Genomic DNA, 26,336 nt, shown 5'->3' on the forward strand with positions numbered 1-26,336 from the left:
ACCCGCTGTTCTACAAGGACAACACCCGCATGTTCTACGGAGACGCCAAAGCCAGCATCGACCGGCTCGTGCAGGCGATATAGTGGCCAAATCTCGACTCAATCATGCAGCGACGATACCTACCTAGGGCAGAGCCGGTTCAGTTGTGGCCTAGAATCTTCAGCCAGGAAGTCGGCTCCAATTGATTCTGCGTCTCAACAATCTTGGGATCATCTCGAAGCCGCCGTTGGTGCGCCCACCTAAAAGTCTGGCCGCTTAATGGGCTCTAATACCACCGCACGGTCGAAGTGACTCTGGAAGGACTTTTCTGCCGGGCAAGACCGTGATTCCGTCCGGGTTGGTAGGATGGAGGCGGCCATGGGCCAGATGCTTGCGATTTGAGCCGATGTTGACAGCTCCGCAGGTCCGCCGCTGGGCCAAGAAGGAGCCCAACCGCCACGCTGCTTTGCAAATGCTGGCGATTGCCTGCGCCCTAGAGGACATGAGCCGGGCCGATGCGGCGCGAGTGGTTAGGATCGAGCGCCAGTCTCTGTGCGATGCTATCAAGCGCTTCAACGCGGAGGGGCTGGCTGGTCTCTACGATCATCCCAAAGGCCACCGTCGGCTGGCGCTGAGCGAGGGCGAGGAAGCAGCCCTGATCGCCCGCATCCTGCGCGGTCCCGGTCCGGAGAACGGCGAGCCCTCCAGCTGGACGCTGCCGGATCTGTGCCGCTTCATCGAGGAGCGGTTTGGCAAGCACATGTATCCGCAATCCATGTCGCGGGTCGTGCGTCGGCTCGGGCTGTCGTGGCAGAAGACCCGGCCGGTTCATCCCCAGCGCGACGCCACGGCGGTTGAAGCCTTCGAAAAAGGGGGCTTCTGTCGGCCGTAGAGCGGGCCGCTGCCGCCCATCCTGACCAGCGCATCGCGCTCTGGTTCCAGGACGATGTCTCGGCGGCTGCCATGGATGTGCTCCTGGCGCAGTTTGCCCGAATCTTGCCGGATGATCTGCATGCCATAATGGTGCTCAATGGGGCTGGCTGGCACGACAAGCGGGCCCTGCATGATCCAGCCAACCTCACTCTGGTGCCGCCGCCGCCCTATGCCCCAGACCTCAATCCGGTCAAGCGCATCTGGCTGTATCTGCGCGAGCGCTATCTCTCGCACAGGCTGCTGGCCGACGAGGAGACTGTTGTCGATGCCTGCTGTTGCGCCTGGAATGCACTCACGGCGGAGACAGGGCGGATCCAGTCCCTGTGCGCCAATCCCTATATCACCAAAGTTACTTCATAGGCGCGCCGGGATAAGTGGAGTATTCATTTGGCTCGCGTTTCATTTGGAAGCGGTCCCTTCTGGTTCCGATTGGTGATTGCCCAGATTACAAGCGTCAAAGGCGAGACTTATTTCTACAGCCGACTTCTGTATTTTATTTCGGTCTGGTTCTCTGGGGAGTTAACTACTCGCCTCCATTTGTAGTTTATTTAGCCTAATTGTTCTGAAATCACGTCAATTATCAGCTTGAGTGACACAAGAAACAGGCCAATCTGCACAATATGGAAGAAGGCTTTCTCGGGGACGACGCGCACGAGCCTGACCCCAACAAACGTTGCGGCAATCCCTACAGGAAAGAGGATAGAAGCAACTTTGAAGTTGGCCCATGAAAGCTGACCAAGGGCCCAGTATGGAACAAGCTTCACTGCGTTCATGATAGCGAAAAGAATCGTTGTCGTGCCGGCATAGATCATCTTTTCCAGCCGCTGGGGAAGCACATACACCTGATATGGGGGGCCACCAGAATGCGAGACAAAGCTGGTGAATCCGGAAAGCATTCCCCAAAACATTCCACGCGGGATGTCTGCTGGGCGAGGCGCTATGCTTTTGGACCCCCTTAGCCAGTTGTTCAAGCAGAATGCAAGGCCAATCACGCCAACGAAGAGGGTTACAAGCGCTTCGGGTACTCTTGATGCTGCGGCCCAACCAATGCTGATTCCTAGCACTGTCGCGGGAACGAGGATTTGCAAGTTTCTGCGATCATACTCACGACGATAAGACCATAGGCCGAACATGTCAGTTACCACATAGATTGGCAGAAGGAGACCAGCGGCTTCTATTGGTGAAATCACGAGCGCCAGTACCGGCACGGCCATCCCCCCGACCACCGGCAGTCCACCTTTCGATAAACCTACTGTGATCGCCGACAAAACGGCGACAACATAGAATTTGATTTCTAGTTCTGACATTTCAGCTCGCTTGTGCCCGAAGCGGACACTCGGCGTAGTAGCGAATTTTGGCTTCTGACCGAGAAGAAAATTGAATGTTAGTCGATAGGGGAACCGATCCCGTGGCTCTCTATCATTGTAACCGTGAGACACTGTGTTCTATCAGCGTTTGTGCACAGTGAGCTAGCGGAAAAGGGTCTCAACAAGCCATTCTTGCTGGCTTAGAAGTTTTTAAGTTGCAACGTTTATCTGCGAATACCGTCTCTAACCGGCTCTCGCAGCCGACGCATCGGCGCTGCAAGCACATCGATCAATGCGGCAGCAGCTAGCGAGGCTTACAAAGTCCTGATCAGCTAGAGTTCTGCGCGATCGACAGCCATATGCAGGTCAGAACGCATTCTCCGAAGCATCTCAACGAGCGCACTACGGTCTTTTGCACTAAGGCTACTAAGCATTTTATCTGAGAGCGCCGCACGTTTAGCCAGCACACGCTGGAAAACCTCCTCGCCCGACTGTGTGAGGTTTACGCTAACAGAGCGCCGGTCACTGGCCGATTTTTCCCGCCTGAGCAGACCAAGGATCTCCAATTCGGCAATAATCCGAGTAATTTGGCCCTTGTCGCGCCCGGTTATGTCAGAAAGCGAGTTCGGGTTCGCTCCGGGGTTCCGGCCCACACATGCAAGAACCTCGTTTTGAAAGGGGGTCGTTTGCGCTTTGTCCAAGTTCATCGCTTGGCGCAGTTCAACTCTGAATTGGCGGGACAGCTCGCTCAGTAGATCCGCGACGTCTTCACTCATCCAGGAATTACCTCAACATTCGTTGACATTGTCAACTACATGAGGTAGTTGATCTTATCAACTATAATCTCATCACCTTGGTACCAACCTGAGTTCATTTATGCCACATACCTATCGCATCAGTCTGACCCATGTATCTGATCACCGCGGCAATCCAGTTCAACTCCCAATCTGTGAGTTTAAGTTCACCAATCATGACGACTTGGGAAAGATCATTGAGAGGGCAACACGGAACGCCATCGTTCCCGAGAAAAATATTGAAGCCTTCTGCTTAGGATTGAAGCTCCTCACTGAGGTCGTGATGGAGCACCGTGACAAGCCGGCTTTCGCGGAGTTCTGGATTTCTCTTGGTAGCTTCATCCGCAGCATTAAGCACACAGAAACGAGCACACCTGAGAATTGAACAAGTGACCTAGATCGTTCACCGCCAAATCCATTCGGGTTGTGGAAGGCAGTATTACTGATCCGGCTTCGGTGAATTTGAACTATGCGGCATAGCGGAATGACGGATGCCCAAAGTAGCTGCGGATTCGGCCGGGCAACTTGGCGAGCCGACGCATGTGGCTGATGACGGCGCGCTTGAGGGCGGGCTTGCTGCGGGCGGGTGGTTTCCGCGTCACGGCGTGCTTCAGGTCAGCGTTCAGGCCCTCATCCGGGTTCAACTTAGAGCTATAGAAGGGCAGGTAGAAGACCTCGATCTGCTCCTGGCGCGCGGCTAACCAGTTCCGCACTGCGCGGGCTCGATGAACGGGTAGGTTGTCTCAGATCAGGAACACCTTGCCGCGGGCATCCCGGATGAGCCGCCTGAGAAAGCGGATCAGGCTCGGGGCCTTGATGGCGCCCTCTAGCACGATCCAGCGCAACTCGCCCTTGTTGGTCACAGCCGAGATCAGGCCCAGCCCCGCGCGTTTGTGGCTCGGGCGCACCACCGGCGTCCAGCCGCGCGGAGCGAAGCTGCGGCCACGCACATCATCGGAGCGCAGGCCGGTCTCGTCACCCCAGAAGATCGTGCCCTTCTCGGCTCTAGCTTGCGCCACAATGGCCGGATAGTCCAACCGCAGCCAGCGTCGTACCACCTTCGGTGACTGTTCATAGGCCCGTCGGAGTAGTTTCTGGGCTGTGAAGTCCCAGCGCGCCAGATAGGTGCCGACAGTGCGCACCGCCAGCCGGACCCCGCAGTGCTGCTCGATGAGTTTCCGCACTGCCGCCCGGCTCCACAGGGCAAAGGGCAGACCGAGTTCGTCGGGCGTGTGCCGGCGGATCAGCGCGGATCTGCGCTTCCTGCTCGGCTTGGAGAAACCGTCCCGTGCCGGGTGCCGGGCCCCGCGGCCCGCTGACCAACCCCGCCCGGCCCCTGCTCGGCGAAGCGGCGGCAAATGTCGAAGACGCCGGTGCGGGTCAGACCCATCTGCGCGGCGATGGCCTCATATGCGAGGCCGCTCTAGCGCAGGCCGATCACCTGCCGGCGACGTTCCTCTTGCGCGGCTGCTGGCAGCTTGCGCATGTCGACATGTTTCATCCCGCCGAATTGGTTCGACGACCGCGGATTTCAAGATCACCTAAGCCGGATCAATAGGTCCGCATCGAAGGCATGCTTGAGGCCTGCCACCAAATCCTGAATGCCTCACCTCAATAGCGATGCCACCCAGTGGAGGGGTGATGAACTCTAGATCATTCAGGACTTCGCAGCCCGCAGGCGCCCTTACCTCGGAGCCAGTCACTGTAGGCTACGGAATAGCACGCCGGCGGAGAAGGGTTGAAACCTTATCATCGACGGAGCGGGAGTGCCGGGCCCGCCACGCGGATTTGAAGCGTTTCAAGATACGCACCAAAGCGACGACTGATGGCAGCTGTCCGCTAGATCGTGAAAGCCTGTGTTGAGGTCCCAGTCGAGCTCACCACGGACGTCCGCGTTGACCTGCAGCGCAGACAGGATGCGCTGCCAGCTAACAGACTGGCACCGGCGATAGAACCAGCTGGAGACGGTGCCGACTGGGCCATAGCGCTCGGGCAGATCGCGCCAAGGCGCGCCCTGCGCTGGACCCATAGAATGCTGTCCACAATGGTTCGGGATGGTGGTTAGGCCGCCCTGTTGGCGGCCGCTCGGGCGGCAGAAGCGGCTCAAGGCGCTGCCACTGCCGGTCCGTCAACTCATAACGTGTCACATTGGATCAATGGGAACTCCAAGCTCCTCCCGGAACCGCTTTGTAGAGGCACCCTAGTCAATCATGCTCCAAAGGCGTCACAATCCGCTTATGCCGACAGTTAACCTTACGATGAACTCCCTGCAACAGCACTCCACCGTCCCCGATCGTGTGGAGTTGCGGGTCCGCCGGTTTAGCCGGTCGAACTTCCATTTGGTGAGCCGACCAATTCAAGACAGCAAACCGCAACTGTAATCGCCGACCTATCGAGTGCAGAGCAAGCACCGAACGCTGCCTGATAGATGATGGGCAGGGCTACCAGACATGAGAGCCGTCCATCACACCGTTTTGGACATTTCTCATTCCGGTCCCATGATAATTCTAGGCCCACGCCGTTGGCGGGATCCGCGCTCTTGAATGAAAGAGATAGCGCCGAATGATCTATCGCCGACCCCGCCCTTCCACCTCAATGCGAAGGTTAACATCATCCCCAATCATAGGAATATTCGCGGTCATGCCGAAATCGCTGCGCTTGATCGTAGTCGTAGCACTGAAGCCAGCTACCTTGCTTCCGTCCCAGGGATTGCTGCCCGCCATGTTGAAGATGACATTCATGGTTACCGGCTTAGTGACGCCCACCATAGACAGGTCACCTGTGATGGTGCCGGTGTTTTTATCGACCTGCGTAAATCTCTTGCCCACAAAGGTGATTTTCGGAAACTCGGTCGCATTGAACCAATCGGCACCCTGAATATCGCTGTCTCGCTGTTTATTGTTAGTTGAAATGCTGGCGACGCTGACAGACGCAGTCAGAGTGCTAGCTTCCGGTGTCTCACTGTCAAAGACAAATTCGCCCGAAAACTCGGCTGCCATACCGATCACATTTGAAAAGCCGAGGTGGCTGATGAAGAACACAATCCCGGAATGCACAGGATCGATATCATAGGTAGTCGGTGTGGCCCATGCCTGCCCGCCTCCACTCGCTCCCGTCCAGAGTGCAACCACAGCCATTGCGGCTCTCATTTGCTTTTTCATCTTTAGTCTCCTCCTCGATGACAAACGCCATAGTTAATGCAGTCTCATGCCGGAAGGCTGGCGCTATACCGCACGTAGGCGATCGCTACTGCTACAATCGCAGGGACAAAACACAGTCCGGCGAATGCCACGGTTCGAGCTCTATGGCCTTGATGTGGCAGCCGGTCGAGAACCCAACTATCTGCGAGCGGCACCAGGAAGACTAAGCCGAGTACTGTAAGCGCGAGCAGATCGACCTTGCGTGTGATTAACGTAACTGTCTGTGCGACCACTACCATGCCGTACGCGCCGCCAAACAGTGACGCCGAAGCGAATGCATAATAGGATTTGAAAAGGTGCCAAACCAAAATACCGGAGATCGCAGCCGCAAATCCAAGACAGAGTTGAAGACTCGAAGAGGAGGCTCCTAGGAACGCAATCGGTGCGAACGCTGCGCTTGCGACGCCAAGCATAACCGCGGATTTCGCATCGGCTTCAGGCTGCGGTGAAGACATCTGCCTGGAAAGAAGATGCAGTACCAGTGCACCGGCCAGAGCAGCAACAATCAGCTCAAGTGGCCCAGCCATGAGACGCGTTTCACCAATGTAGGCCGCAGATGCCGCGGGGAGGAAGATCACGAGCCATCCAGTAAGCGCCCGTGCGCCAACTGTCTCAATCAAGAGACCCAGGATCGTTCCCGTTGCCGCCAAATAAAAGATCTTGTTCACTGCTCCAACGGGCGGGAAAGAGGGAATCTTGTTGTACGTAAGCCAGTAGGCGAGCAGGAAGGTGCTCGGCAACACTAGATCGACGGAAGTCCGTCCTGCACGTAGCCAACGGAGAATGGCTGCCGCCATGAAGGCCAGCAATCCGCAAAAGGTGATCACCAGCAACACTGCTTCCTGGGGTGAACGCGCCAAACCAGTCATGTGACGTTACCACCAGCGTGCCAAAGTCAATTGACCGAAAATGGGTGGGACGTGGTCGAGCGCGATAAAAGACATACCGTCCTCCAACGACATTATCTCTTGCCTTGATGCTGGTCTTCCGCCAGTTATTATAGATACCGTTAGGCTCCAAATACCATTGGTATCCCAACGCCTCAAAGCTGTCAATCGACTGAAGTTAGACTTGGCGACGAATTGTAGTTAGTTCTTCCGGAAGCATGCATCGAGGATGTGGACTGATCGCAAAGATCTGCGTTTATCGGCGTACCTGGACCTAATGATCTTTACCGAAGTGGGGTACCATAAGGTGGTGTCGATCATCGCAGTTTCTTTAGGCGCGCAAGTCTCTCTGTCACGGGGCTCCCGTGAAGATCATTAGAGCCAGTCAAGTAGTTAGTGGTTGATGCCTGCGCGACACGTGTACCCTCATACTTGACCGAGATCACCCCAGCGATCACCGGAGTCGCATATGAGCCAGCAATCGACTTAACGCTAGAGTATCCGTGTTGATCAAGCGGGTCTTGGGGCCCAGTGCCGCTGATCCCGCAGGAGCGCATTGGCCAGGATAATGAGCTTTCGCATGATCGGCGTCAGGGCGACCTTGGCAGGCTTTCCCGCCGCGAGCAGGGCGCGGTACTTGGCTTTCAGCTCCGGGTTGAAGCGGGCGGCCACCAGCGCCGGCATGTATAGCGCCTGACGGACATAAGTGCGGCCACCCCGGATTGTGCGGCGCCCACGTGAAGCCCCGCTGTCGCGCGCCACCGGCGCCAGGCCGGCGAGGCTGGCCACCTGGCTCTGGTCGAGGCTGCCGAGTTCAGGCATGTCGACGAGCAGGCTCACGGCGGTGGCTTGGGCAATGCCGGGAATGCTCATGAGGATCGCCAAGCGCGGGGCAAGGGCGGCATCGTCCTGACACAGGCTGAGAAGGTGGGCCTTAAGGGCGGCGAGCTGGTGAGCCATCTGGCGCAACCGCTGTGCAAGGTGGCGCCGCAACAGGGGCGAGCACACGAGCTTCTGCCGGTTGAGGGCCGCCGTGTGGTCCTTGATCAGCGCCTGCCGGGCCACCAGCAGTTCCTTCATCGCGTCCAGCGTGGGATTGAGCACCGGCCGGGTCGGCGGCTCGAGCAGGGCGCCAAAGCGCGCCAGCAGGGCTGCATCGAGCTGGTCGGTCTTGGCAAGCTGGCCCAGGGCTTCCGCGAAGCGGCGGGCGCGGCGGGGATTGATCTTGGCCAGCGGCAGGCCGGCCGTGGCGAGGCTGCGCTACAGGGTGCGGTGGTAGGCACCTGTCGGCTCGAAGACCACGGGCTGGAGAGAGTACTTGGCCAGCCAGGCGATCAGGGCGCGGTGGCCCTGAGGGTCGTTGGTGAAGCCGCGTGTTGCCCCATCAGGGTAGAGACAAACATCGAGCCGATCTTTGGCAATGTCGATGTCGGCGGTCTGTAGTATAGGATGATGCATCTTTTCCGCGTCCTTGGCTTGTCATGCGGGCCATCACGCCCGGGTATCCGTTCAGGCCACGAGGAAAGGAGAGGGGCGGCCTGCCTCTAGTTCGATCCGCACCGGTCTGCATCGGAATGACCCGTCCCCTCTCACCGCCAGCGAGTTCACGACTCGCTGGCGGTGTCCTCATCCTTCCAGCGCGGGCGTGACTTCGGGGCTTGGCTTGGGCTGGTGCCGAAGCAGACCTCAACGGGTGACCGCACAATCCTGGGTCGGCTGTCCAGGCGCGGCAACACCTATCTCCGCTCTCTCTTGATCCAAGCCGCTCGCGTGCTGCTGCGCTGGGCGACCAGGTGGCGGCAGCATAGTTTTGGGGGATAGGCTGAACGCCGCCGCAGGACGGCCGCATCACAACGTGCTCGCGGCGGCTCTCGCCAACCAGCTGGCGCGGATTGCCTGGAGCGCGTTGAGTCAGAACCGCACCTATGAACCACGAATAGCGGCTGTGGCAGGTTAAGGACGCCCTCAGTCCTAATCCTGCGTCAGTCGCTTGGAGCTCGCCGAGGTCTGCGAGAGGAAGACGAAATGGAGAATGGTCGCGCCGTCGCATCTGGGATCTAGTGACCCAGTTGGCCAGTCAGGGCCGAGAAGCTTATGAGACCAGATGCGCGCGGATATTCATGAAGGCCAGGAGCTCTGCTCCGGAAGGGCCGGATACATTAGCGCAAGACCAACCTCACCATCGCGGAAGCCTCTTGCGACGCACAGCCGGTCCATACATCGGGGTCATGATCCACCTCCTATTCTCGGAAGAGAATCATACTTCAGCCCTGTCCAAAACCTCTTAAATCGACCTTTCAGTCCGATGCTCTAAGCACCGGCAACTCGCGACGCCTGGGGCTTGATGTGCCACCCGGAGGCATGCCGCCGGCTGCATTCTCCGTCTCAAGATTGACGCGTGCACGCGGAAGCCCAATTGCGATATCTTCAGCCTTCTCTATCGAGGCATAAAAGACAGGCAAATTGCAGCGTGGGTCCAAGCGGAAAAGCGCCGCTTGGGTTCGACCGCGTGATTGAATAGTATCCGGACTTGATATGGCTAACATCAACCGTATTGTCGATTCCGGGGAGAGAAAGCATGTGCGTCAGGTGTGCGGTAAGATTCGCGCAATCTGAAATGCGCCGTAGGTTGCACTTGAACAAAGTACAATAAACCAGATCGAACCGGATGAGCGTCACAAAGAGCCGGATGTCCGATCCGGTTAGGCGGTCGCCGAATCGGAAAGCCTTGCCCTTGAGCAGGCTTCCAAACGGTCGAGCATACCGAAAACATTCCAGAATGCCTCCTCATAGATTTCCTGAGCTGTGGCAAACCCCCGATAGACGCCATTATTGGGAGACGAGTACATTCTGTCGTTGAGCGCGTCGATTTCAGATCGCAGGTCCTCAGGATAAAGATCGACCGAACTGTCTCCTAATGTGCCAAAGCCTGAATATAGCATGCGGACAATGTCGGCGGATTCATTACTGACAATTGCTTTCTTCTGCGTGTCCCCCAACACAGGAGCCGCCGCACGTCCAGTAAAAGCAGGATCTCCCTTTGTGTAGATCCCGTGGAGGTAGATGAAACCATTGATTTCACCCCGGGGTCGCTCTGGGATAAACCCAAAGCGCCAACCTTGATCAGTGAATGCGGGCTCGCTTACAGAAACAGAAATCACGTCCTGTAATCCCTTTAAGATACGAGCGATTAGCGTTCGCGAAGCCCAGGGGCAGGTGACGGCCACGTAGAAATGATAGTGCCCGGCTTCGGCCTCGAAGCCACCCTTCCCGGTCGGGCCCGGACTGCCATCTGGGTAATCCAGTTCCGGATGGTTGACGCTTGGCGGACAAACCCGCCCTTGGCATCTTTAGCCTTCACCGGCTGCGGATCTGCCGCCCATTTGCCATTCACGAGCATGACAAGTTCCTCAGGCCCACAGCGTTGTCACGCGGTCGGTCAATGACGAAGTTGCCGAATGCGGGTGGAACGAACCAATTGCGGCGGGACAGTCTGCCAACTGCCCCACCTGCAAGGTTTCAATCATGTTCGCGGATCTGAGCCTCGCAGGCATGATTTAATCCTGGGTCAACGAGCGAGGGTCGGGCGGGCCACGCCAGGCGTCGGCCGGAGCGCGTAGGCGCCGTCACCCAGCAAGGCAACTGCAATCAAGCCGACGATCCAAAACGCCGGAAACTCCCAGCCTCCGTTCGGGTTGTCGAAAAAGAACCCAGCAGGGCCATGGACCGTGACAATCGCACCGAGCAGGATCGGGATCAACGCTCCGGCTACAATGCGACTGTAGATGCCAGCGACTAGAGTAAGGCCGCCAACCAACTCGGCCAGAATCGTCAGGTAGGCCAAAGCTGGTGGCAACCCAAGGCTTCCGAAGAACTGAGCAGTGCCCGCCGGCGTAAACACGAACAGCTTTAGGCCTGCATGGGCGAGGAATAGAATGCCGAGAGCTATACGGAGTATTGCCGCGGCGAGGGGGGCGGTTCGATTATCAATCATGAGAGGACTCCGAGATGAGATACCTCTCAACCATGCAGCTGAAAACGGAGCTTGATAATATGTCGAATTGGGTTAGCACTTCCTGCCAATAGGGTGAGATCAATGCTCGATCAGATCACAGCAATGCACGTGTTTGCGCGAGTGGCCGCACTCGGCAACCTGTCGGCGGCTGCACGGGCATTGGGAATCTCGCCGAACATGGCAACGAAGCATGTGGGAGCCTTAGAAAATCGGCTTGGTGTTAAGCTGCTACACCGCACCACGCGGAAGGTTACCCTTACTGAACCGGGGCGACGTTACCTAGAGAGCGTGGAGCGGATCCTTACGGAACTGGCAGAGGCAGAGGCTCTTATAACCGCGGAGCGACACGAGGTGACTGGAACACTCCGGGTAAACGTTCCCGTCTCGCTCGGCGTGCGCGAACTCGCACCGCTCATGCCAGAATTCTCTCGCCTATATCCCGCGCTTACAGTCGACATGGGCTTCAATGACCGCATGGTGGATCTTGTCGAAGAGGGATGGGACATGGCGATTCGGATCGGGCACATCCACGATCAGACACTGGTCGCCCGGAGACTCGCACCTTGCCGCCTTCAAGTTGCTGGGTCTCCTGCTTACCTGATCGAGCGCGGCACACCTAAAACCGTGGCTGAGCTGACTTCCCACAACTGCCTCGCATATACCCTGTTGAGCCACACTGGTCCCCGTCAATGGATGTTCGGCAACGACGGGACCGTTGTCGTTCCCATCAAAGGAAACTATCTGGGCAGTAACGGAGAAGCGTTGATTGAAGCAGCCGTAGCTGGCCAAGGCTTGATTTATGAGCCGAGCTTTCTGCTCGGCGAGCATCTCCGGTCGGGAAAGCTTGTGCCCCTCACGCTCGACCATCCGCCTATGGAATTACCTGGGATATTCGCTATTCATCCAAGTAACCGTCGGCCGCCGGCAAAGGTACGTGCCTTCATCGACTTTATCGCGACGCGATTTGGCGCTCGGCTTTCCGGCGTCGGCCACCGGGCGCAGCCTGGTTGACACGATGGGCGAGGTACATGGATGTGAGCACAAGCTTCACCATCTCGCCCGGCCCCTTTCTGTCGAGGAAACTCGAGATGCCGCCGTAAGTCAGCTCAAGGACCACTCCACCGATATAAAACGGGCTTGCCGGTGGTCCCCCGCTGGGAAACAGTTTGCGGATCAAAATGCGGCCTACACCTTCCCACTGCTCGCGGAACATCTTTAGGTGTCGCTCGCTTAGGGTTTCATTTTGGCGCGCCATATGCAGAAGTTCTATCGCAAGTGTACCCCAGCGCTGATCGCTGGCGCGCTTGTTCACCCAGGCGCTAAGCGCGTTGATCAAGGCTTCCGGCTCATCGTAACTTTCCAGCAACTCTGAGAGCTCAACCACGTCGCTGCCTGCATTGCGATCCAGCAACTGGAGGAAAATGTCCTCCTTGCTAGTAAAGTTCGAATAAAATGCACCTTTGGAGAAGCCAGCCTCCTCCGCAACACGCTCAACCTTCACGCCAGAATACCCGTCGCGCGCTAGAATTGCATACGCAGCGTCAAGCAGCTTAGCTCGAGTCAGGGCTTGGCTTTGCTCGCGGGTCAGTCGCGCCATTGCTTCCTCAAAAACGAAGTATCCAGATACCGGACCGTAGCCGAGGAATGTCATTTATGCAACAATTGTTACGACGCAGATCAGCGCCCAGAACAGCGGAAATTCCGGACCCATTTTCTGCCAGCGCCAATTGAGGCCGTTGATCTTGATGACGGCATAGCTCGCCCCCAGCAGCACAACGACGGCCAAGACGGCCGCAAAATGGGGGTAGAAGCCGAACACCAGTCCGACAGTGGCAACAGCTTCCATTGCAATCGTCAAGCCAACGAACAGAGTACCCGGGCGAAATCCTGCCGCACTGAACGTGCCAGCGGCCTTCTCGTAATTAAGCAATTTTCCCACGAGGTGAGGCACAAACCATACGCCGCATAAGATGCGTAGCAACCCGACAGGATCCCAATCCATGTGTTCCTCCTAGTTGTCCAACTGACGCGGCCATCCGCTTGCGACGGACAAGGGCATCCACAACCACAGAGGCGGGTCAGTCGATTTGGTCCTGAGGCAGGCCCCGCTCACGTGCAGAGGCCCCGATCATGTTTCAACGGCATAGTAAGTAAAACCGCCATCACCGCTTGCGACGCCTGAGATTGCCTCATTGATGTTTTCCAGCGGCCAGACCATGGGCTCCATGACTGAGAGATCAATCACGCCCGTCTTCACCATTCCGGCGACTTCCATTCCCTCGGCTGCGGTGAACCAGACGGAGCCTATCAGTTCCATTTGCTCGTCCATCCACCACTTCACATCTACTGGCAGATCACCCGAAGTTCCACCTATGTTGACAATACGACCGCCACGCCGGACTCCTTTCATGGCATCAAGCATGGACTCAAGGGGAGCTTTCGCGCCAAGGGTATCCAGCATGAGATCTGCCCCGATGCCGTCCGTCCTTGCCCTCACGAATGCCGCGGAGGAGCCGGTCCGGTTCGAGAATGTCTCGATCCGATCCGGCGCAAGCGCTTTCAGACGTGAGAGCAACTCCTCCCCCCGGGCTATGGCGTAGATTTTGCCTATACCCATCGCAAGGGCAAATAGAGTTGCGCCGACCCCGAGCGTCCCGCTTGCGCCATTGATAATGAGCGAACGACCCATCAACGGACCACATTTCTTCAGAGCGGCATAGGAGGTGCCGAGATAGCCCATCCGTGATCCTTGAACGAAGGTCATGTTGTCAGGGATCTTGATAACCTGCGCCTGAGGAGCGAGCATAAACTCACAGAAGCCGCCATACGGATAGCGCTCGAACATCTCCATGCTTTTCGAATTGTAGCCAAAGTAGCCACCGAGCGTCCAATGCCCGCAAGCTTGCGGACGGCCGGAAGAACATTCATGGCATGCTCCACAGAAGCGGCCTGGGTTCACATAGACTCGATCACCAGGTTTCAAGGAGACGACCTTGTCACCAACTTGATGAATGACGCCGGAGGGATCAAGCCCGTGTATTGCCGGCCGGGGCGGCAAGGGCATCTGAGGATACCACGTCTCCCAGTTGGCGAGCACATTGGCAAGATTCGGCACCATGCCGCACGCCTTTACATGCACCACGACGTCGGTACCGGTGGCAACCGGTCGCTCGACTTGGTCAATCCTCATTGGCTCGCCCACCGCGTGTAAGCGCGCCGCACGCATCGTTTGTGCCATACTTTCCTCCCGCACTGATTTTATGCGATCCATCAACGCTTAAATACTGTCGGTTTCCAAAAACCTATCGTACTCGAAGTCCCGAGGTCAAGCATTCTTCGCCAACGCTGCGGATGGTTTCAGAGTGCCCCGCGCAACGATGTCCACGCAACAGTCCAGAGAGGTGGAGCAGGAAGCCTGCCCACGAGCTTGTTTCGCCGTTTGAGCGACTGGTTTGACTGGAAGGCGTCAAAGCAGAACTTGGCGGCCCAGACAACTTCAGCCAGTCCTGCCTAAGCAATCTCGGGAATGCTCATCAAACGGGCCACGACAAACTGCTTCCTGCAGGGCATTGATGCGCGATACCCAACGGGCCCGCCGAGTAGCTAACTCGGTGGGCCCGGCAACATGATCGAACCATTCAGTTCTGGCTCGTTTTGCCTTCAAAGTTCAGAACACCACCGACCGGCAGATACCTCTTGCCGTCGAACTGGAAGAGCTGCAGTGCCTCAATCGGGTAGACATCAGATCCTACTTTGGTATTCAGCTTGATACCCTCGAGCAGCAGAGCACTCTCCCAACCGTCCATATTCCTAACCGCATCCATGAGCGCTTGGCGTGTTGGCGCCTTAGTATGCTCTAGCGCAGTCACGAGAGCATCACCAATCGTATAGCCGGTCTGCCCGATAGTGTTGTCATAGGTGAACTGAACTTTAGCCGCAGCAATATCACTGAGATATTGGTCGACGTCCGCAATGCCTGATTTCTGGTCACTATCCACGCTCTTCAGGAAGTTCGAGGTAATAATGCCCTTGGCGTTATCTAATCCCACCGAGGCCAATACCGGGATTGAGGAAGCAATATTTGAGACAAGTGTGGTTGGCTTCCAGCCGCTTTCAGCCTGGAAACGCACCGCCTCGGCACCTTGGCGCGGACCGGCGATGACGACGAGCGTATCTGCGCCCGAAGCCTTTAAGTTCGCCAGCTGGGTTTCCACGGTCGGGTCGGCGGAGGTGACCTGTTGCCGCCCCAAAATCTTGATGTTCGTGCCTTCAATTCTCTTTGTGAAAGCCTCAGAAAAAATTTTACCCGATTCCGTATTGAGAGCCAGGATCGCAACTTTCGCATCTGGCTTGTTTGCCTTCAGGTATTCGACAAACGCGTACGCTTCGGTAGAAAAGGCGGGAACAAACCCCATCTCCCACTCGGGCCCATTCAGCTCGTGAACAGCAGAATACATAAAGACGTTCGGAATCCCATTCCGGTTTGTATACCGACCAATAGCCTGATTGTTCGGCGTCGCCGAAGTGGCAGCAATCGCGAACACTTTGTCCCTCTCACTAAGCTTGCGAACGTTTGCGAGCGTGCGTTGCGGGTCGAGACTATCATCTTCGATGATCAATTCGATCTTACGAGTCTTGCCGTCTCCCATCTTCACGCCGCCACTCGCATTGACTGCCTCAATACGCGCCCGAACTCCCTCTGAAACCGCAGATAAAACAGCAACAGGACCAGTCAAAGGGCCGGTTATGCCGATACGTACCGAATTGTCGGTGATTCCGGGCCCGGCTTCCTGTGCTGAGGCAGTCGTGCTTGTTGCAAGTACCAATACAGCAGCCTGTAGGGTTCGTCTCGTCATTTTCGAAGTGCAATCCATTGTTTCCTCCCTTGTATTGACTTCAAGCTAGGGACATTGCCTGAAGTCGTCTGAAGCATTCCACAGACCAGTTTCTTGACAAGCCCGACGACGCCATTGCCTGAGATCATCATCACGCCGATCAGGGCCAACCCGTAGATGACGTTACCCAGCGCAAGATTGATGTCTGACGTCCAGGTCGGAACGAAGACAATGAACAGGCCCCCGATAAACGCGCCTGTGATGGTCGTCGTGCCGCCGACGATACTAGCAATCACGATGTTGATGGAAACCGCCGCTAGGAACGATTGCGGGCTTATAAAACCATTGAGAATGGCAAACACACCACCACCAAGCCCTGCAAGGGCCGAACTGATGCCGAATGCCCACAATCTCACTTTAGTAAGGTTTACACCCAGCGCCTCAGCAATCTGAGCATTGTCGCGCTGGGCGCGCAGCGTGCGCCCAGTGTCACCGAAGAGAACCAGCGAAACAAGCAATACTGCCACGCCAGCACAGGCAACTGTTACTAGGTACAACCAGAGCTCAGGCCTACCGGCGAACGGTGCTGGCGTCTCCAGGCTGTCGATGGGCAGACCGGACACGCCTCCAGTCAGCCAGTCGAATTTGAGCAGGGCCTGCGGGAACGCGGCGGCGATGCCAAACGTAATGATCGCAAGCTGGAGGCCCTGCAGCCGCAGTGCCGGCAACCCCACGGCAAGTCCAGCAGCCGCCGTGAGAACGGCTGCCGCAGGCAACGTCCAATACGGCGACAAACCGAACTCCGCATTGAGGTACGCCGTGACGTAGGCTCCGAATCCGAATAATGCCCCTTGGGCAAGGCAGATCTGCCCCGCGAAGCCCATCAGCAAGTTAAGGCCAAGAACCGCTATGCTGTAAGACAACGCGATACAAACCTCAAAGAGCAAAAAGTCGGGAAGGAACACAGGGGCAATCAGCGCAATCGCAGCCGCCCCAACTTTGATGAAGGTTGGCAAGGACCGGCTGTTCATAGCTTTGTAACCTTATACGATCCAAACAGGCCAACGGGCTTCACGAGAAGGATGATCAACGTAAGGGCTATCGGGACTACGATCCGCAGTTCCGCCCCGACCATCGGAAGGTAACTGCCGCCGAGGCTTTCCGCGACACCCACAAGGAGCCCTCCGACGACCGCGCCGAATGGAGAGTCCCAGCCGCCGAGGGTCGCAGCCGCAAGTCCATAGAAAAGAATTGGCGTCATCATTGTCGGGCTTAGGAGGAGGCGCGGAGCAATCAGAACCGCTGCGATCATTCCAATGACAGCGGCCAATCCCCATCCGAGCATGAGCATGCGTTGGACCTTGATCCCTACCAGCATGCTTTTCGTCCGATCGTAGGCAGACGCACGCATGGACAATCCGAGACGCGTGAACCTGAAAACCAATCCAATCGAGAGCGCCGCAATCGCTAAAGCTAAAAGAGTGCCCAGAGCGGAGATCCGAACCTGGACACCGCCAATAGCGATGCCGCCATCGGGGAAAATACTCGGGAATGCACGTTGGTCTGCGCCCCATATCCACATTGTAACGGCTTGGAAGAGGACGAACAGGCCAAGCGTTACGACAACCATCGCCTCGATCGGAGCCCCAATGAGTGGCTGAATGAACGAACGAAAAACGATAATACCGACAATGAATGAGGCAGCCAGGCAAATTAGGAGCGATAGCCACACAGGAACACCCCAGTTGATCATTTGCCATGTGCAATAGGCAGAAAAGGTCGCCATCTCGCCCTGCCCGAAATTAACGATACTGGTCGCGCGGAAGATGAGCACGAGCGCTATCGCGAGCGCCGCGTAGATCGCACCCGACGCGAGGCCACTGACAACAAGCTGGAAGAACAAGCTCATCGTTAAACTCCAAGGTACGATTTTTGGATGTCCTGGTTGTGGAGCATTTCGTGGGCAGGGGAGGTTGCTACGATATGACCGGTCTCAATCACAAAGGCAGTATCGGCAAATTGGAGCGTCAGGTCTGCATTCTGCTCTACAACCAAGAGAGTCATCCTGTGACGCTTGTGAAGATCCTTGAAGATCTCGAATATCTCTGCCGTGATCGCGGGTGCCAAACCAAGAGAGGGCTCGTCACACATCAGTAGCTTTGGGCGCGACATCAACGCTCGCGCAACTGCCAGCATTTGCTGCTCGCCACCGCTAAGGTTTCCAGCCAACCTATTTCTTCTCTCCCGAAGCCGCGGGAAAGTTTGGTACCACCGCTCCTTGTCACGGCGGACCTGCGCTGCATCCGAGAGAGTAATGGCACCTAACGATAAATTCTCGTCGACGGTGAACTCCGCGAAAGTTCCTCGGCCTTGAGGAACATGAGCGATCCCTAATCTCAGTCTTTCCTCTGGCGGGCGAGCGTCGAGACGCTGGCCGTCAAATGAGATTGTGCCCGATGATCGTGCAATCCCAGACAGCGCGCGCAGCATCGTTGTCTTGCCAGCGCCGTTTGCACCCAAAAGGGCGACGAATTCCCCGTCGCCGACACTGAACGAACAGTCGAATAACGCTTGGACTTTTCCATAACTCGCAGAGAGACCCCGTACGTCCAGCAGTGTCATCCCGTCCTCCCGAGATATGCGGAAACCACAGCTTGGTTTGATTTGATCTCTTGAGGTCTACCGTGAGCCAAGTTCTGTCCAAGGTGGAACACATGGATACGATCACATAAGCCCATGACGAGGCCCATGTGATGTTCTATGAGGAGAATCGAAAGCGCGTGATTGCGACGGACACGGTCGACAAGTTCGCCAAATTCGTCGACCTCGCCATGGGTCAATCCGCCGGCAGGCTCGTCGAGCAGCAAAATTTTGGGTTCAGACGCGAGCGCCCGAGCGATTTCCATGCGCTTCTGCAAGGGATAAGGAAGCGCGTCGGCTTGCGTGTCTGCGAGGTGGGCCATATTCAGTTCATTAAGAATTTCCATGGCGCGAGTACGCACGTTTGCGTCTTGAACTCGGGTGCCCGACGGGTTGATGAGGGCCTTTGCGAACCTCCCGCCAAGCCGATGGTGCGCACCAAGCATGACGTTTTCAGCAACCGTCATGGATCCGTAGATCCCAACGTTCTGAAATGTACGTGCAATGCCAAGTCCGATCACCTCACGGGGCTTGGCGGCGTCGATGGGCTTACCCAAGACGCGTATGGTTCCGCTCTGATACGAGATCAATCGCGTAACGGCATTCAAAAACGTGGTTTTCCCTGCACCATTAGGGCCAATAAGACCGCAGATTTCGTTGTCACCAACCGTGAGGGATACACCGCTTAACGCCTGTATCCCGCCAAACGTGACCAATATATCCTGCGCCTCAAGCACCGGTGTGACGCAACTCTCTCGCTGAGCGTTCACGAATTCCTCCCAGTTCAGGCGGCCTTGGATCAACCCGTTGATTTATTTTTATTGACAGGTGAGCCTACCCTGGATACCACTGGTATCTGAAATCTGGCGGTATGTCAAGTTGCTTAGCCAGGGTGCCCCGGACGGGCTCTGCGCACGTCCGCAACAAAAAAACGAAAGAACCGCGATCGGACGTCGGTGCGCCATGACGCTGCCGTCGGCTCGAAGCAATCATTTTAGGGAGGAGATAATGGTAACTGATGCGTCGGCGCTAACAGGAGAGAATCTCTACCGAGATCCCTATCCAGTTTATGCGCGGCTGCGGAAAGAGCAGCCCGTAGCCTTCTTCGAGGGTACAAAAGAGTATTTTATAACACGCTATGACGATTGCGTGACCGTTGGCACAAAGGACGAGATCTTTGGACCATCCGCCTCGACGGACCGCCCAGAGGCTCGGGTCATGGGAATGCCCAATGTCTTGACCATATCAGGTGAAGAGCACAAGTGCCTGCGGGAGGGCATCGACTCTAACTTAACTCAAGAGAGGGTACGCTCCTACGTCGAGAACCTCACCCGCCCTGTCGTTCGTCGCTACATCACTGCAATTAGATCACACGGTGAGGCAAACCTCACGGCAGATTTATTTGAGCCGATCTCAGTGCGCTGCATCGGCGACGTAATCGGGCTCACCGAAACGTCGAACGAAAACTTGGTCGAATGGTTCCATGCCATGGCGCTCGGCCTCCAGAATGTCGCCAATGATCAGACGGTATGGGACCGGCTCGACGCCGCGATCAAGGACATCGATGCCCAGCTGGGTGCCCTTTATGATGCGGCCCTGTCAAAGCCAAACAACACTCTGATGAGTCATGTGATGTATGGCGGTGTTCCGGAAGGCAAGGTGCGCAGCCTTGAAGAAATTCTGCCGACAATGAAGGTGATCATCCTCGGCGGTCTTCAGGAGCCTGGCCATGCTGCTGCCAACGCATGTGCTGGCCTCCTTTCCAGTCCGGAACAAGCGCGAACTATGGCAGAAGCTCCGGTGAAGCACGCTATGCGTGCCTTCGACGAAGGTCTGCGCTGGATCGCACCCATCGGTGTCACGCCGCGTGTAGCCACAAAAGACTTCGAGATCGCTGGAACCACGATCCCAGCGGGGGCGTCCGTTGCGATCGTTATGGGCTCGGCCAATCGAGACGACAAGCGGTTCGAAAGTCCAGACATCTTCGATATGTTCCGCAAGAAGAAGCCGCATCTGACTTTTGGCTTTCGACCGCACTTCTGCTCGGGGCATTTCTTGTCACGCGCTATGGGAGAGATCGCTCTCGAGGAGGTCTTCACGCAGCTTACGAGTCTGCGCCTTGACCCACGAAAGGAGATCAAAGCTAAAGGGTGGCGGTTCCGGGGTGTTTCTGATCTGCCAGCAAAGTGGGATGCGTGATGACAATCGTTATTGATTGCCACGGCCATTTCACGACCGAGCCGCCAGAGCACCATGCGTTCAGAACAGCGCAGGTCGCCTTTGCAGAGGGTAAGATCAGCGAAAAGCCGATCTACCCCGGTATTCCCGACGAGGAATTGCACGCGATCATTCAGGCAAATCAACTCAGGCAGCAGAAGGAGCGCGGCTCGGATATGACAATCCTGAGCCCTCGTGCTTCCGGAATGGGCCATCACATCGGCGACGCCGAGGTCGCCACAGAGTGGGCGCGTATCTCGAACGGCAACATCAAGCGGATTGTCGACCTATTTCCCTACGATTTTGCGGGCGTCTGCCAACTTCCGCAAACCGTCGCAGGGGACCTGGGACCGGCTATTGCGGAGCTGGAGCGTTGCGTCGATGACGGCTTCGTGGGCTGCAACCTCAATCCCGACCCATCCGGAGGGCGCTGGTGCGCGCCGCCAATCTACGACGAGTGGTGGGATCCAGTCTGGGAAGCAATGGTCAGGCTCGATGTACCGGCCATGGTTCATGTGTCGGGATCCTGCGAGCGTTGTCTTCACACCACTGGCGCCCACTACATCAACGCGGACACTGCGGTGTTCATGCAGCTGATCCAAGGTGATCTGTTTGAGCGCCACCCCGAGCTACGCTTGATCATACCGCATGGTGGCGGCGCCGCCCCTTATCACTGGGGGCGCTATCGGGGGCTGTCGATGATGCTCGATAAGCCACCCGTGAGCGAGCACCTGATGAACAATCTGTATTTTGACACGTGTGTCTACCACCAGGCCGGAATCGACACCTTATTTCGTGTCGTTGAAAAGAAGAACATCCTCTTTGGCTCAGAGCTTCTTGGCGCCGTTAAAGCGGTAGATCCCGACACAGGACACCAGTTCGACGATACGAAGCGCTACATCGATGAACTTGGCTTAAGCGAAGATGACCGGCACGCTGTCTTCGAGGCCAATGCGCGCCGCGTTTACCCGTTACTCGACAAGAGGCTTAAGGCTCAAGGCCGTTAAATCGTAAGTGACAAACCTTCATGCGGAGACACAGAAATGGAAGCATCTGAGAAGATCAGACTGGCTGGAGGCGCGCAAGGATTCAATTGGCTTCCTGTGTTTGTGGCTGAGGAGCACGGCCTGTTCAAGAAGTACGGTGTATCCATCGAATACAAGCGCATGGGTACTGTCGATAAAGCAACGACTGCGGTTCTCGATGGCGAAGCCGACCTCGCAATCACGCCGCCGGAAGGCACAGTTGCAAATTTTATTGGTGGTGGCGAGCTGCGCGTGATTGCGGCGAATTCGACTCGTCTGCCCATGTCAGTTGTTGCGAACCCTTCGACCCCCTCGCTTGCCGAGCTGAAGGGGAAGAGAATTGGTACGTCCTCCCTAACGGAGGGTACCGCGATCTACATGCAGTTGATGCTCGCAGAAGTTGGTCTGAAGTATCCGGGCGACTATAACTTTGTTATCGCGGGTGTCCACACCAAGCGATGGGACGCGCTTCAGGCCGGAGAAATTGACTGCGCACCCCAGCCGGCACCATGGAACTTCCTTGCTGCGGACGCTGGCTACAATCTGATTGGAGAGATTAACGAAGTCATTCCGGAAATCTTGTTTGCTGCTCTGATTGCAAAGAAGAGCTGGCTGGAAGAGAACAACGCACCCGTCACGAGGCTACTGAAGGCTCTTGCTGAGGCCTACGTGATTACCAACGATCCAGAGCACGAGGAGATAACGCTACCAATTTTTGAGCGGATCACCACACCTGGCAAATCGGATTTGGCGCTACGTGGATTGCGTTACATGAGGGCAATGGGCATGTGGCCACCTGGGCTCTCCATTTCGGATATGGCACTTGAGACGACAATCGACGTGATGATCCGAGCTGGTCTGCTCGACAGCGGAAAACGCGATCTTGCCAAGGAAGTTTTTGACCACTCCTACCTCGAAGAAGCCTTGGCCTGAGTGCGTCGTGCGGACGCGCAGGGACAATTTGAGCAGTACGTTTGTGAGTGTCATGGCACAACGGTGCTGCAATCGCGGGAATCCAACCCCACAGTCGCGCGGCATCCGCGCGAGCCGGAAACTACGAGTGGACCTGGACGGTTTGCACTCAAAAGCGTTTGGAGGAAACATTGGCCAAAGTTATAACGAAGACTGCACGCACCGATCGCGCGATATGTGAAGCTCTTGGAACGTTGGGTGTCTCAACGGTACACGAGGCCCAAGGTCGTACCGGACTGCTCGCCTCGCGTTTGCGCCCTGTACAGGACGGCGCCCGTATCGCGGGCAGCGCTCTCACATGCGAAGTTGCCCCGGGCGACAACTGGATGATCCACGTAGCGCTCGAAGTGGCCGAGCCAGGCGACATCCTCGTAGTCACTCCTACCTCTCCCTGCGAAGACGGCTATTTCGGCGATCTCTTGGCCACTTCGGCCAAGGCGCGCGGTGTTTTGGGTCTTGTAATCGACGCGGGAGTTCGTGATGTTGCCGACCTCCGGCAGATGAAGTTCCCCGTTTGGGCAAAAGCTATCTGCGCCCAGGGCACCGTCAAGGAGACGCTCGCCAATGTACAGGTTCCGATCGTCTGCGCAGGTACGTATATCCGACCCGGGGATGTGATTGTTGCCGATGACGACGGCATTTGCGTGGTAAGGCATGAAGAAGCTGAGGTTGTGCTCGGAAGGGCTCGTAAGCGCCAAGTAATGGAAGAGCAGAAGCGCAGTCTTTACGAGGCCGGAGAACTCAGCCTCGACGTCAACAATATGCGCCCGTCCCTGAAAGACAAGGGACTGATCTATGAGTAAGTACGAGAAGCCCCGGCGCCCCCGCCGCGTTGTCACCGGCATCCGCGACGGCAAGTCGGTGTTCATCAGCGACGGGCCAGTGCCGAATGCACACCACTACGACGCTGTCCCCGGCATGATGACTTCCGTCATCTATGCAACGGCAGAACGGCCGAGGCTTCCGCAAGGCGAGGCCGAACCCGCGCCGCCACACGTCTTCATCCCGCCGAAGCTGGGTGAAACCAAGCTGATGATCGTCACCTTTCCCCCAGACTCGAGCTTCGCAAGTGCCGAGTTTGACCCTGCCTCAGCGGATGCCGAGCAGCGCGTGCATATCCCGGGCTTGGCAGAGAAGTTCGAGGCTGATGCGCCTGGTATGCATACTACCGATACTATCGACTACGATGTCGTGCTCGACGGCGAGATTTGGCTAGAGCTCGACGACGGTGAAGAGGTTCACTTGGAACGAGGTGACGTAGTGGTTCAATGCGGCACGCGTCACGCTTGGCGGAACAGGGGCAATGAGATCGCCACCATGTGCTTCGTCCTGATCGGAGCGGAGAGGAGTTAGGTTGCTATGCTCCAAGAGGCTGCAAGAGAGGGCTATGACTGCATTATTGTCGGCGCGGGCCACGGTGGTGCTCAAGCGGCTGCCAGCCTAAGACAATTCGGCTTCGCTGGGAGCATCGCGCTGATCGGTGCTGAGCCGGAGATGCCATATGATCGCCCCGCACTGTCCAAGGATTATCTCGCTGGTAAGAAAACGTTCGACCGCATGTATCTGCGCCCGACGGACTTCTGGTCAGCTAGGAATATTGTGCTGCGCAGAGGTAGGCGTGTGGAGGTCGTCGACCCATCCTCCAAGACAATAACGCTTGATGACTCCACCAACGTTTCATACGGCTCGCTTATATGGGCCGCCGGTGGAGCCCCTCGCGCGCTGACCTGCGACGGGCACAATCTTTCAGGCATATTCTATATTCGCAACAAGGCCGACTGCGACGCCCTGATAGCTGCTCTCCCCAAGGCGAAAAGCGCGGTTGTTATAGGAGGGGGTTTTATCGGCTTGGAAGCCGCCGCCATCTTGCGCGGTTTCGGCACCGAAGTGACAGTAGTCGAAGCATTAAACCGGCTCCTTTCCCGCGTCGCCGGTGAACCAGTTTCCCGCTTCTATGAACAAGAGCACCGCCGTCATGGTGTCGAAATTCGCCTCAGCGCCGGTGTGCAATCAATCGCAGGCAAGAACGGCCGAGTATCCGGCGTGAGGCTAAACACAGGGGAGACGATCGCAGCAGACCTTCTTATTGTGGGAATCGGCATTATCCCGTCGGTATTGCCGCTTCTCATTGCTGGTGCCGAGGGCGGAAATGGCGTCAATGTAGATGAGTTTTGCCGAACAAGTCTGGCGGACATCTATTGCGTCGGAGATTGCGCATGCATGACGAGGGGGTCAGGGATTCGCATTGAGTCGGTTCAGAATGCGTCTGATCAGGCTATCACCGCCGCCCGTGCGATCTGTGGAGAGTTGAAGCCGTATGACGCTGTGCCCTGGTTCTGGTCAAACCAGTACGACCTTAAGCTTCAGACAATCGGCTTAAACGCGGGCTATGATGCTACGATCCTGCGCGGGGATCCGGCAACGCGCAGCTTCAGCCTTGTCTATATGAAAAGTGGCACTGTAATCGCGCTCGACTGCATAAACATGCCACGCGATTACGTCCAAGGGCGGAAGCTCGTCGAAACCGGAGCACGCATTGATCCGACGTCCCTTGCCGATACATCACTGTCACTCAAGGACCTCGTTCGGCAGTGACCTAGCATTTTGGCTCAAATTTTGGGAGGAAAAACAAGAATGACAACGATCACGCTTAAGACCCGCGATGGATCAGTTCACGAGTTTGAAGGTCGTGAGGGACGTTCCCTCATGGAAAATATCCGCGATGCTGGATTCGAGGAACTTGTGGCGATGTGTGGCGGGTGCATGTCCTGTGCGACCTGTCACGTCTACATCGATAATGTCCCAGCCGACGTCAAACTTCCACCCATGTCTGTGGACGAGGACGAGTTGCTCGATGGTTCCGACTATCGTCAGCCCAGTTCACGTTTGTCATGTCAAGTTCCGCTCGTCGCTGCACTTAGAGGCATTGCAGTCACCATCGCGCCAGAGGATTAGGCCCTTGCGTGCAATCCACAATGCATGGCTATTCTAATGTTCATGGCGCTATTTGAGGAAGGGCTCTTTGTCGCTCGGGAGGCCCGGATCAACGCGCGACAAATGGATTTCGAGACGCTGATGAGCGGGACCTTTCCCATCGCTGACGCGGTGGCGGCCTTCGAGGCTGCCGGCGATCGCAACCGGTCGATGAAGATCCATCTGAGCTTCACCTGACATAACACCAGAGCAGGACATCGACTATGAGGATCGGAGCACCGAGAGAGATCTTTGCAGGCGAGGACCGGGTTGCGCTGACGCCGGACTCCGCCCTCCAGCTGCAGAAGCTGGGGCATACGTGCTTTGTCGAGGCCGGGGCAGGGCAGAAGGCCGGCTTCTCGGATGCGGCCTATGCTGCTGCTGGGGTGAGCATCGTGCCGGATGCGGCAGCCCTCTATGCTGGCACCGACGTCGTCACCAAGGTGCGGCCACCGGCAGAGGAGGAGGTCAACCTCCTGCGCCAGGGCCAGACGCTGATCTCGTTCTTCTACCCGGCCCAGAACCAGGAGCTCCTGGAGTTAGCGAGGTCTCACGGCGC

26 protein-coding genes and 4 pseudogenes are annotated in these 26,336 nt (G+C 56.9%); 14 read left to right on the forward strand and 16 right to left on the reverse strand.

Annotation, left to right across the window (positions count from 1 at the left end; translation table 11 throughout):
• The 3 genes from JKL46_RS37020 to JKL46_RS29025 form a co-directional block, all read left to right on the forward strand.
• Positions 1 to 83 (forward strand): NAD(P)(+) transhydrogenase (Re/Si-specific) subunit beta (locus JKL46_RS37020; protein WP_201840562.1); only part of this gene is annotated, 83 nt, incomplete at its 5' end.
• A gap of 302 nt (positions 84 to 385) precedes the next feature.
• Positions 386 to 871, forward strand: a complete 486-nt coding sequence (locus JKL46_RS29020; RefSeq protein ID WP_201840400.1) for a winged helix-turn-helix domain-containing protein — start codon at positions 386 to 388, stop codon at positions 869 to 871.
• A gap of 32 nt (positions 872 to 903) precedes the next feature.
• Positions 904 to 1,272 carry a transposase gene (locus JKL46_RS29025; protein ID WP_343074147.1) on the forward strand — a complete coding sequence of 123 codons (369 nt, stop codon included), beginning with the start codon at positions 904 to 906 and terminating at the stop codon, positions 1,270 to 1,272.
• A 188-nt stretch (positions 1,273 to 1,460) separates the two neighbouring features.
• Here JKL46_RS29025 and JKL46_RS29030 read toward each other — a convergent pair whose 3' ends face one another.
• Together JKL46_RS29030 and JKL46_RS29035 are read right to left on the reverse strand one after the other, a co-directional pair.
• The gene (locus JKL46_RS29030) at positions 1,461 to 2,219 is read right to left on the reverse strand and encodes a sulfite exporter TauE/SafE family protein (RefSeq protein ID WP_201840402.1); all 759 of its coding nucleotides are present in this window, start codon (positions 2,217 to 2,219) and stop codon (positions 1,461 to 1,463) included.
• A 332-nt stretch (positions 2,220 to 2,551) separates the two neighbouring features.
• On the reverse strand, positions 2,552 to 2,995 hold the full coding sequence (locus tag JKL46_RS29035; protein WP_201840423.1) for a MarR family winged helix-turn-helix transcriptional regulator: 444 nt from the start codon (positions 2,993 to 2,995) through the stop codon (positions 2,552 to 2,554).
• A gap of 100 nt (positions 2,996 to 3,095) precedes the next feature.
• Between JKL46_RS29035 and JKL46_RS29040 the strand changes: the two genes are divergently transcribed.
• Positions 3,096 to 3,398, forward strand: coding sequence for a DUF3861 family protein (locus JKL46_RS29040; RefSeq protein ID WP_201840426.1), 303 nt, complete (start codon positions 3,096 to 3,098; stop codon positions 3,396 to 3,398).
• 82 nt (positions 3,399 to 3,480) lie between these two features.
• On the opposite strand, the pseudogene JKL46_RS29045 reads toward JKL46_RS29040, so the two are convergent.
• From JKL46_RS29045 to JKL46_RS29060, 4 genes and pseudogenes are all read right to left on the reverse strand, one after another.
• Positions 3,481 to 4,514 (reverse strand): annotated as a pseudogene (locus JKL46_RS29045) (IS630 family transposase).
• 1,066 nt (positions 4,515 to 5,580) lie between these two features.
• Entirely contained in the window at positions 5,581 to 6,174 is a 594-nt protein-coding gene (locus tag JKL46_RS29050; RefSeq protein WP_201840429.1) for a YceI family protein, read from the reverse strand.
• A gap of 44 nt (positions 6,175 to 6,218) precedes the next feature.
• Positions 6,219 to 7,046, reverse strand: coding sequence for a hypothetical protein (locus tag JKL46_RS29055; RefSeq protein WP_201840432.1), 828 nt, complete (start codon positions 7,044 to 7,046; stop codon positions 6,219 to 6,221).
• 564 nt (positions 7,047 to 7,610) lie between these two features.
• A pseudogene (locus JKL46_RS29060) lies at positions 7,611 to 8,558 on the reverse strand (IS110 family RNA-guided transposase).
• Between the two features lie 162 nt (positions 8,559 to 8,720).
• On the opposite strand from JKL46_RS29060, the gene JKL46_RS37025 reads away from it, so the two are divergent.
• The gene (locus tag JKL46_RS37025) at positions 8,721 to 8,921 is read left to right on the forward strand and encodes a transposase (protein ID WP_425493327.1); all 201 of its coding nucleotides are present in this window, start codon (positions 8,721 to 8,723) and stop codon (positions 8,919 to 8,921) included.
• A gap of 606 nt (positions 8,922 to 9,527) precedes the next feature.
• Here JKL46_RS37025 and JKL46_RS29070 read toward each other — a convergent pair.
• A pseudogene (locus tag JKL46_RS29070) lies at positions 9,528 to 10,500 on the reverse strand (glutathione S-transferase family protein).
• 168 nt (positions 10,501 to 10,668) lie between these two features.
• Complete coding sequence (locus JKL46_RS29075; protein WP_201840435.1) at positions 10,669 to 11,094, reverse strand: DoxX family protein; 426 nt, start codon at positions 11,092 to 11,094, stop codon at positions 10,669 to 10,671.
• Positions 11,095 to 11,196: 102 nt separating this feature from the next.
• On the opposite strand from JKL46_RS29075, the gene JKL46_RS29080 reads away from it, so the two are divergent.
• Complete coding sequence (locus tag JKL46_RS29080; RefSeq protein WP_201840449.1) at positions 11,197 to 12,126, forward strand: LysR family transcriptional regulator; 930 nt, start codon at positions 11,197 to 11,199, stop codon at positions 12,124 to 12,126.
• Here JKL46_RS29080 and JKL46_RS29085 read toward each other — a convergent pair.
• The 8 genes from JKL46_RS29085 to JKL46_RS29120 all read right to left on the reverse strand — a co-directional run bounded on the left by JKL46_RS29085 (position 12,065) and on the right by JKL46_RS29120 (position 19,360).
• A complete protein-coding gene (locus JKL46_RS29085) occupies positions 12,065 to 12,766 on the reverse strand; it encodes a TetR/AcrR family transcriptional regulator (RefSeq protein WP_246529605.1) in 702 nt (233 codons plus the stop codon). The two genes, JKL46_RS29080 and JKL46_RS29085, sit on opposite strands and share 62 nt — an antisense overlap.
• Positions 12,767 to 13,117, reverse strand: coding sequence for a DoxX family protein (locus JKL46_RS29090; protein ID WP_201840466.1), 351 nt, complete (start codon positions 13,115 to 13,117; stop codon positions 12,767 to 12,769).
• 126 nt (positions 13,118 to 13,243) lie between these two features.
• A complete protein-coding gene (locus JKL46_RS29095) occupies positions 13,244 to 14,353 on the reverse strand; it encodes an alcohol dehydrogenase catalytic domain-containing protein (RefSeq protein ID WP_201840481.1) in 1,110 nt (369 codons plus the stop codon).
• Positions 14,354 to 14,753: 400 nt separating this feature from the next.
• The gene (locus JKL46_RS29100) at positions 14,754 to 15,989 is read right to left on the reverse strand and encodes an ABC transporter substrate-binding protein (RefSeq protein WP_201840485.1); all 1,236 of its coding nucleotides are present in this window, start codon (positions 15,987 to 15,989) and stop codon (positions 14,754 to 14,756) included.
• The gene (locus JKL46_RS29105) at positions 15,968 to 16,981 is read right to left on the reverse strand and encodes a branched-chain amino acid ABC transporter permease (protein ID WP_201840489.1); all 1,014 of its coding nucleotides are present in this window, start codon (positions 16,979 to 16,981) and stop codon (positions 15,968 to 15,970) included. Before JKL46_RS29105 ends, JKL46_RS29100 begins: the two co-directional genes overlap by 22 nt.
• The gene (locus tag JKL46_RS29110) at positions 16,978 to 17,859 is read right to left on the reverse strand and encodes a branched-chain amino acid ABC transporter permease (RefSeq protein ID WP_201840492.1); all 882 of its coding nucleotides are present in this window, start codon (positions 17,857 to 17,859) and stop codon (positions 16,978 to 16,980) included. The genes JKL46_RS29105 and JKL46_RS29110 overlap by 4 nt, the downstream gene beginning before the upstream one ends.
• Before the next feature lie 2 nt (positions 17,860 to 17,861).
• Positions 17,862 to 18,572: an ABC transporter ATP-binding protein gene (locus JKL46_RS29115; RefSeq protein WP_201840495.1), complete on the reverse strand. Its 711-nt coding sequence runs from the start codon at positions 18,570 to 18,572 to the stop codon at positions 17,862 to 17,864.
• Positions 18,569 to 19,360: an ATP-binding cassette domain-containing protein gene (locus JKL46_RS29120; protein WP_201840510.1), complete on the reverse strand. Its 792-nt coding sequence runs from the start codon at positions 19,358 to 19,360 to the stop codon at positions 18,569 to 18,571. Before JKL46_RS29120 ends, JKL46_RS29115 begins: the two co-directional genes overlap by 4 nt.
• A gap of 238 nt (positions 19,361 to 19,598) precedes the next feature.
• On the opposite strand from JKL46_RS29120, the gene JKL46_RS29125 reads away from it, so the two are divergent.
• From JKL46_RS29125 to JKL46_RS29160, 8 genes and pseudogenes are all read left to right on the forward strand, one after another.
• Positions 19,599 to 20,789 (forward strand): cytochrome P450, encoded by a 1,191-nt coding sequence (locus JKL46_RS29125; RefSeq protein ID WP_201840514.1) that lies wholly within the window; start codon positions 19,599 to 19,601, stop codon positions 20,787 to 20,789.
• Positions 20,789 to 21,814, forward strand: a complete 1,026-nt coding sequence (locus JKL46_RS29130; protein WP_201840517.1) for an amidohydrolase family protein — start codon at positions 20,789 to 20,791, stop codon at positions 21,812 to 21,814. The genes JKL46_RS29125 and JKL46_RS29130 overlap by 1 nt, the downstream gene beginning before the upstream one ends.
• A 36-nt stretch (positions 21,815 to 21,850) precedes the next feature.
• Positions 21,851 to 22,765: an ABC transporter substrate-binding protein gene (locus JKL46_RS29135; protein ID WP_201840520.1), complete on the forward strand. Its 915-nt coding sequence runs from the start codon at positions 21,851 to 21,853 to the stop codon at positions 22,763 to 22,765.
• Between the two features lie 170 nt (positions 22,766 to 22,935).
• Positions 22,936 to 23,607 (forward strand): 4-carboxy-4-hydroxy-2-oxoadipate aldolase/oxaloacetate decarboxylase, encoded by a 672-nt coding sequence (locus JKL46_RS29140; protein ID WP_201840523.1) that lies wholly within the window; start codon positions 22,936 to 22,938, stop codon positions 23,605 to 23,607.
• Positions 23,600 to 24,157 (forward strand): cupin domain-containing protein, encoded by a 558-nt coding sequence (locus tag JKL46_RS29145; RefSeq protein ID WP_201840526.1) that lies wholly within the window; start codon positions 23,600 to 23,602, stop codon positions 24,155 to 24,157. The genes JKL46_RS29140 and JKL46_RS29145 overlap by 8 nt, the downstream gene beginning before the upstream one ends.
• Positions 24,158 to 24,163: 6 nt before the next feature.
• A complete protein-coding gene (locus JKL46_RS29150) occupies positions 24,164 to 25,399 on the forward strand; it encodes an NAD(P)/FAD-dependent oxidoreductase (protein WP_201840542.1) in 1,236 nt (411 codons plus the stop codon).
• Between the two features lie 39 nt (positions 25,400 to 25,438).
• Positions 25,439 to 25,759 (forward strand): 2Fe-2S iron-sulfur cluster-binding protein, encoded by a 321-nt coding sequence (locus JKL46_RS29155; protein WP_201840545.1) that lies wholly within the window; start codon positions 25,439 to 25,441, stop codon positions 25,757 to 25,759.
• 242 nt (positions 25,760 to 26,001) lie between these two features.
• Positions 26,002 to 26,336 (forward strand): annotated as a pseudogene (locus JKL46_RS29160) (Re/Si-specific NAD(P)(+) transhydrogenase subunit alpha); the annotation flags it as partial.

Origin of the sequence: Microvirga zambiensis WSM3693, from assembly GCF_016735695.1 — a bacterium.
Lineage (GTDB): Bacteria > Pseudomonadota > Alphaproteobacteria > Rhizobiales > Beijerinckiaceae > Microvirga > Microvirga zambiensis.

Coding starts and splice junctions, on each gene's coding strand:
- JKL46_RS29095 (WP_201840481.1), bottom strand. CDS start 14,353: ATGGCACAAACGATGCGTGCGGCGCGCTTACACGCGGTGGGCGAGCCA.
- JKL46_RS29145 (WP_201840526.1), top strand. CDS start 23,600: ATGAGTAAGTACGAGAAGCCCCGGCGCCCCCGCCGCGTTGTCACCGGC.
- JKL46_RS29100 (WP_201840485.1), bottom strand. CDS start 15,989: ATGGATTGCACTTCGAAAATGACGAGACGAACCCTACAGGCTGCTGTA.
- JKL46_RS29115 (WP_201840495.1), bottom strand. CDS start 18,572: ATGACACTGCTGGACGTACGGGGTCTCTCTGCGAGTTATGGAAAAGTC.
- JKL46_RS29080 (WP_201840449.1), top strand. CDS start 11,197: ATGCTCGATCAGATCACAGCAATGCACGTGTTTGCGCGAGTGGCCGCA.
- JKL46_RS29105 (WP_201840489.1), bottom strand. CDS start 16,981: ATGAACAGCCGGTCCTTGCCAACCTTCATCAAAGTTGGGGCGGCTGCG.
- JKL46_RS29040 (WP_201840426.1), top strand. CDS start 3,096: ATGCCACATACCTATCGCATCAGTCTGACCCATGTATCTGATCACCGC.
- JKL46_RS29035 (WP_201840423.1), bottom strand. CDS start 2,995: ATGAGTGAAGACGTCGCGGATCTACTGAGCGAGCTGTCCCGCCAATTC.
- JKL46_RS29125 (WP_201840514.1), top strand. CDS start 19,599: ATGGTAACTGATGCGTCGGCGCTAACAGGAGAGAATCTCTACCGAGAT.
- JKL46_RS29155 (WP_201840545.1), top strand. CDS start 25,439: ATGACAACGATCACGCTTAAGACCCGCGATGGATCAGTTCACGAGTTT.
- JKL46_RS29150 (WP_201840542.1), top strand. CDS start 24,164: ATGCTCCAAGAGGCTGCAAGAGAGGGCTATGACTGCATTATTGTCGGC.
- JKL46_RS29135 (WP_201840520.1), top strand. CDS start 21,851: ATGGAAGCATCTGAGAAGATCAGACTGGCTGGAGGCGCGCAAGGATTC.
- JKL46_RS29085 (WP_246529605.1), bottom strand. CDS start 12,766: ATGACATTCCTCGGCTACGGTCCGGTATCTGGATACTTCGTTTTTGAG.
- JKL46_RS29130 (WP_201840517.1), top strand. CDS start 20,789: ATGACAATCGTTATTGATTGCCACGGCCATTTCACGACCGAGCCGCCA.
- JKL46_RS29050 (WP_201840429.1), bottom strand. CDS start 6,174: ATGAAAAAGCAAATGAGAGCCGCAATGGCTGTGGTTGCACTCTGGACG.
- JKL46_RS29030 (WP_201840402.1), bottom strand. CDS start 2,219: ATGTCAGAACTAGAAATCAAATTCTATGTTGTCGCCGTTTTGTCGGCG.
- JKL46_RS29075 (WP_201840435.1), bottom strand. CDS start 11,094: ATGATTGATAATCGAACCGCCCCCCTCGCCGCGGCAATACTCCGTATA.
- JKL46_RS29020 (WP_201840400.1), top strand. CDS start 386: ATGTTGACAGCTCCGCAGGTCCGCCGCTGGGCCAAGAAGGAGCCCAAC.
- JKL46_RS29090 (WP_201840466.1), bottom strand. CDS start 13,117: ATGGATTGGGATCCTGTCGGGTTGCTACGCATCTTATGCGGCGTATGG.
- JKL46_RS29110 (WP_201840492.1), bottom strand. CDS start 17,859: ATGAGCTTGTTCTTCCAGCTTGTTGTCAGTGGCCTCGCGTCGGGTGCG.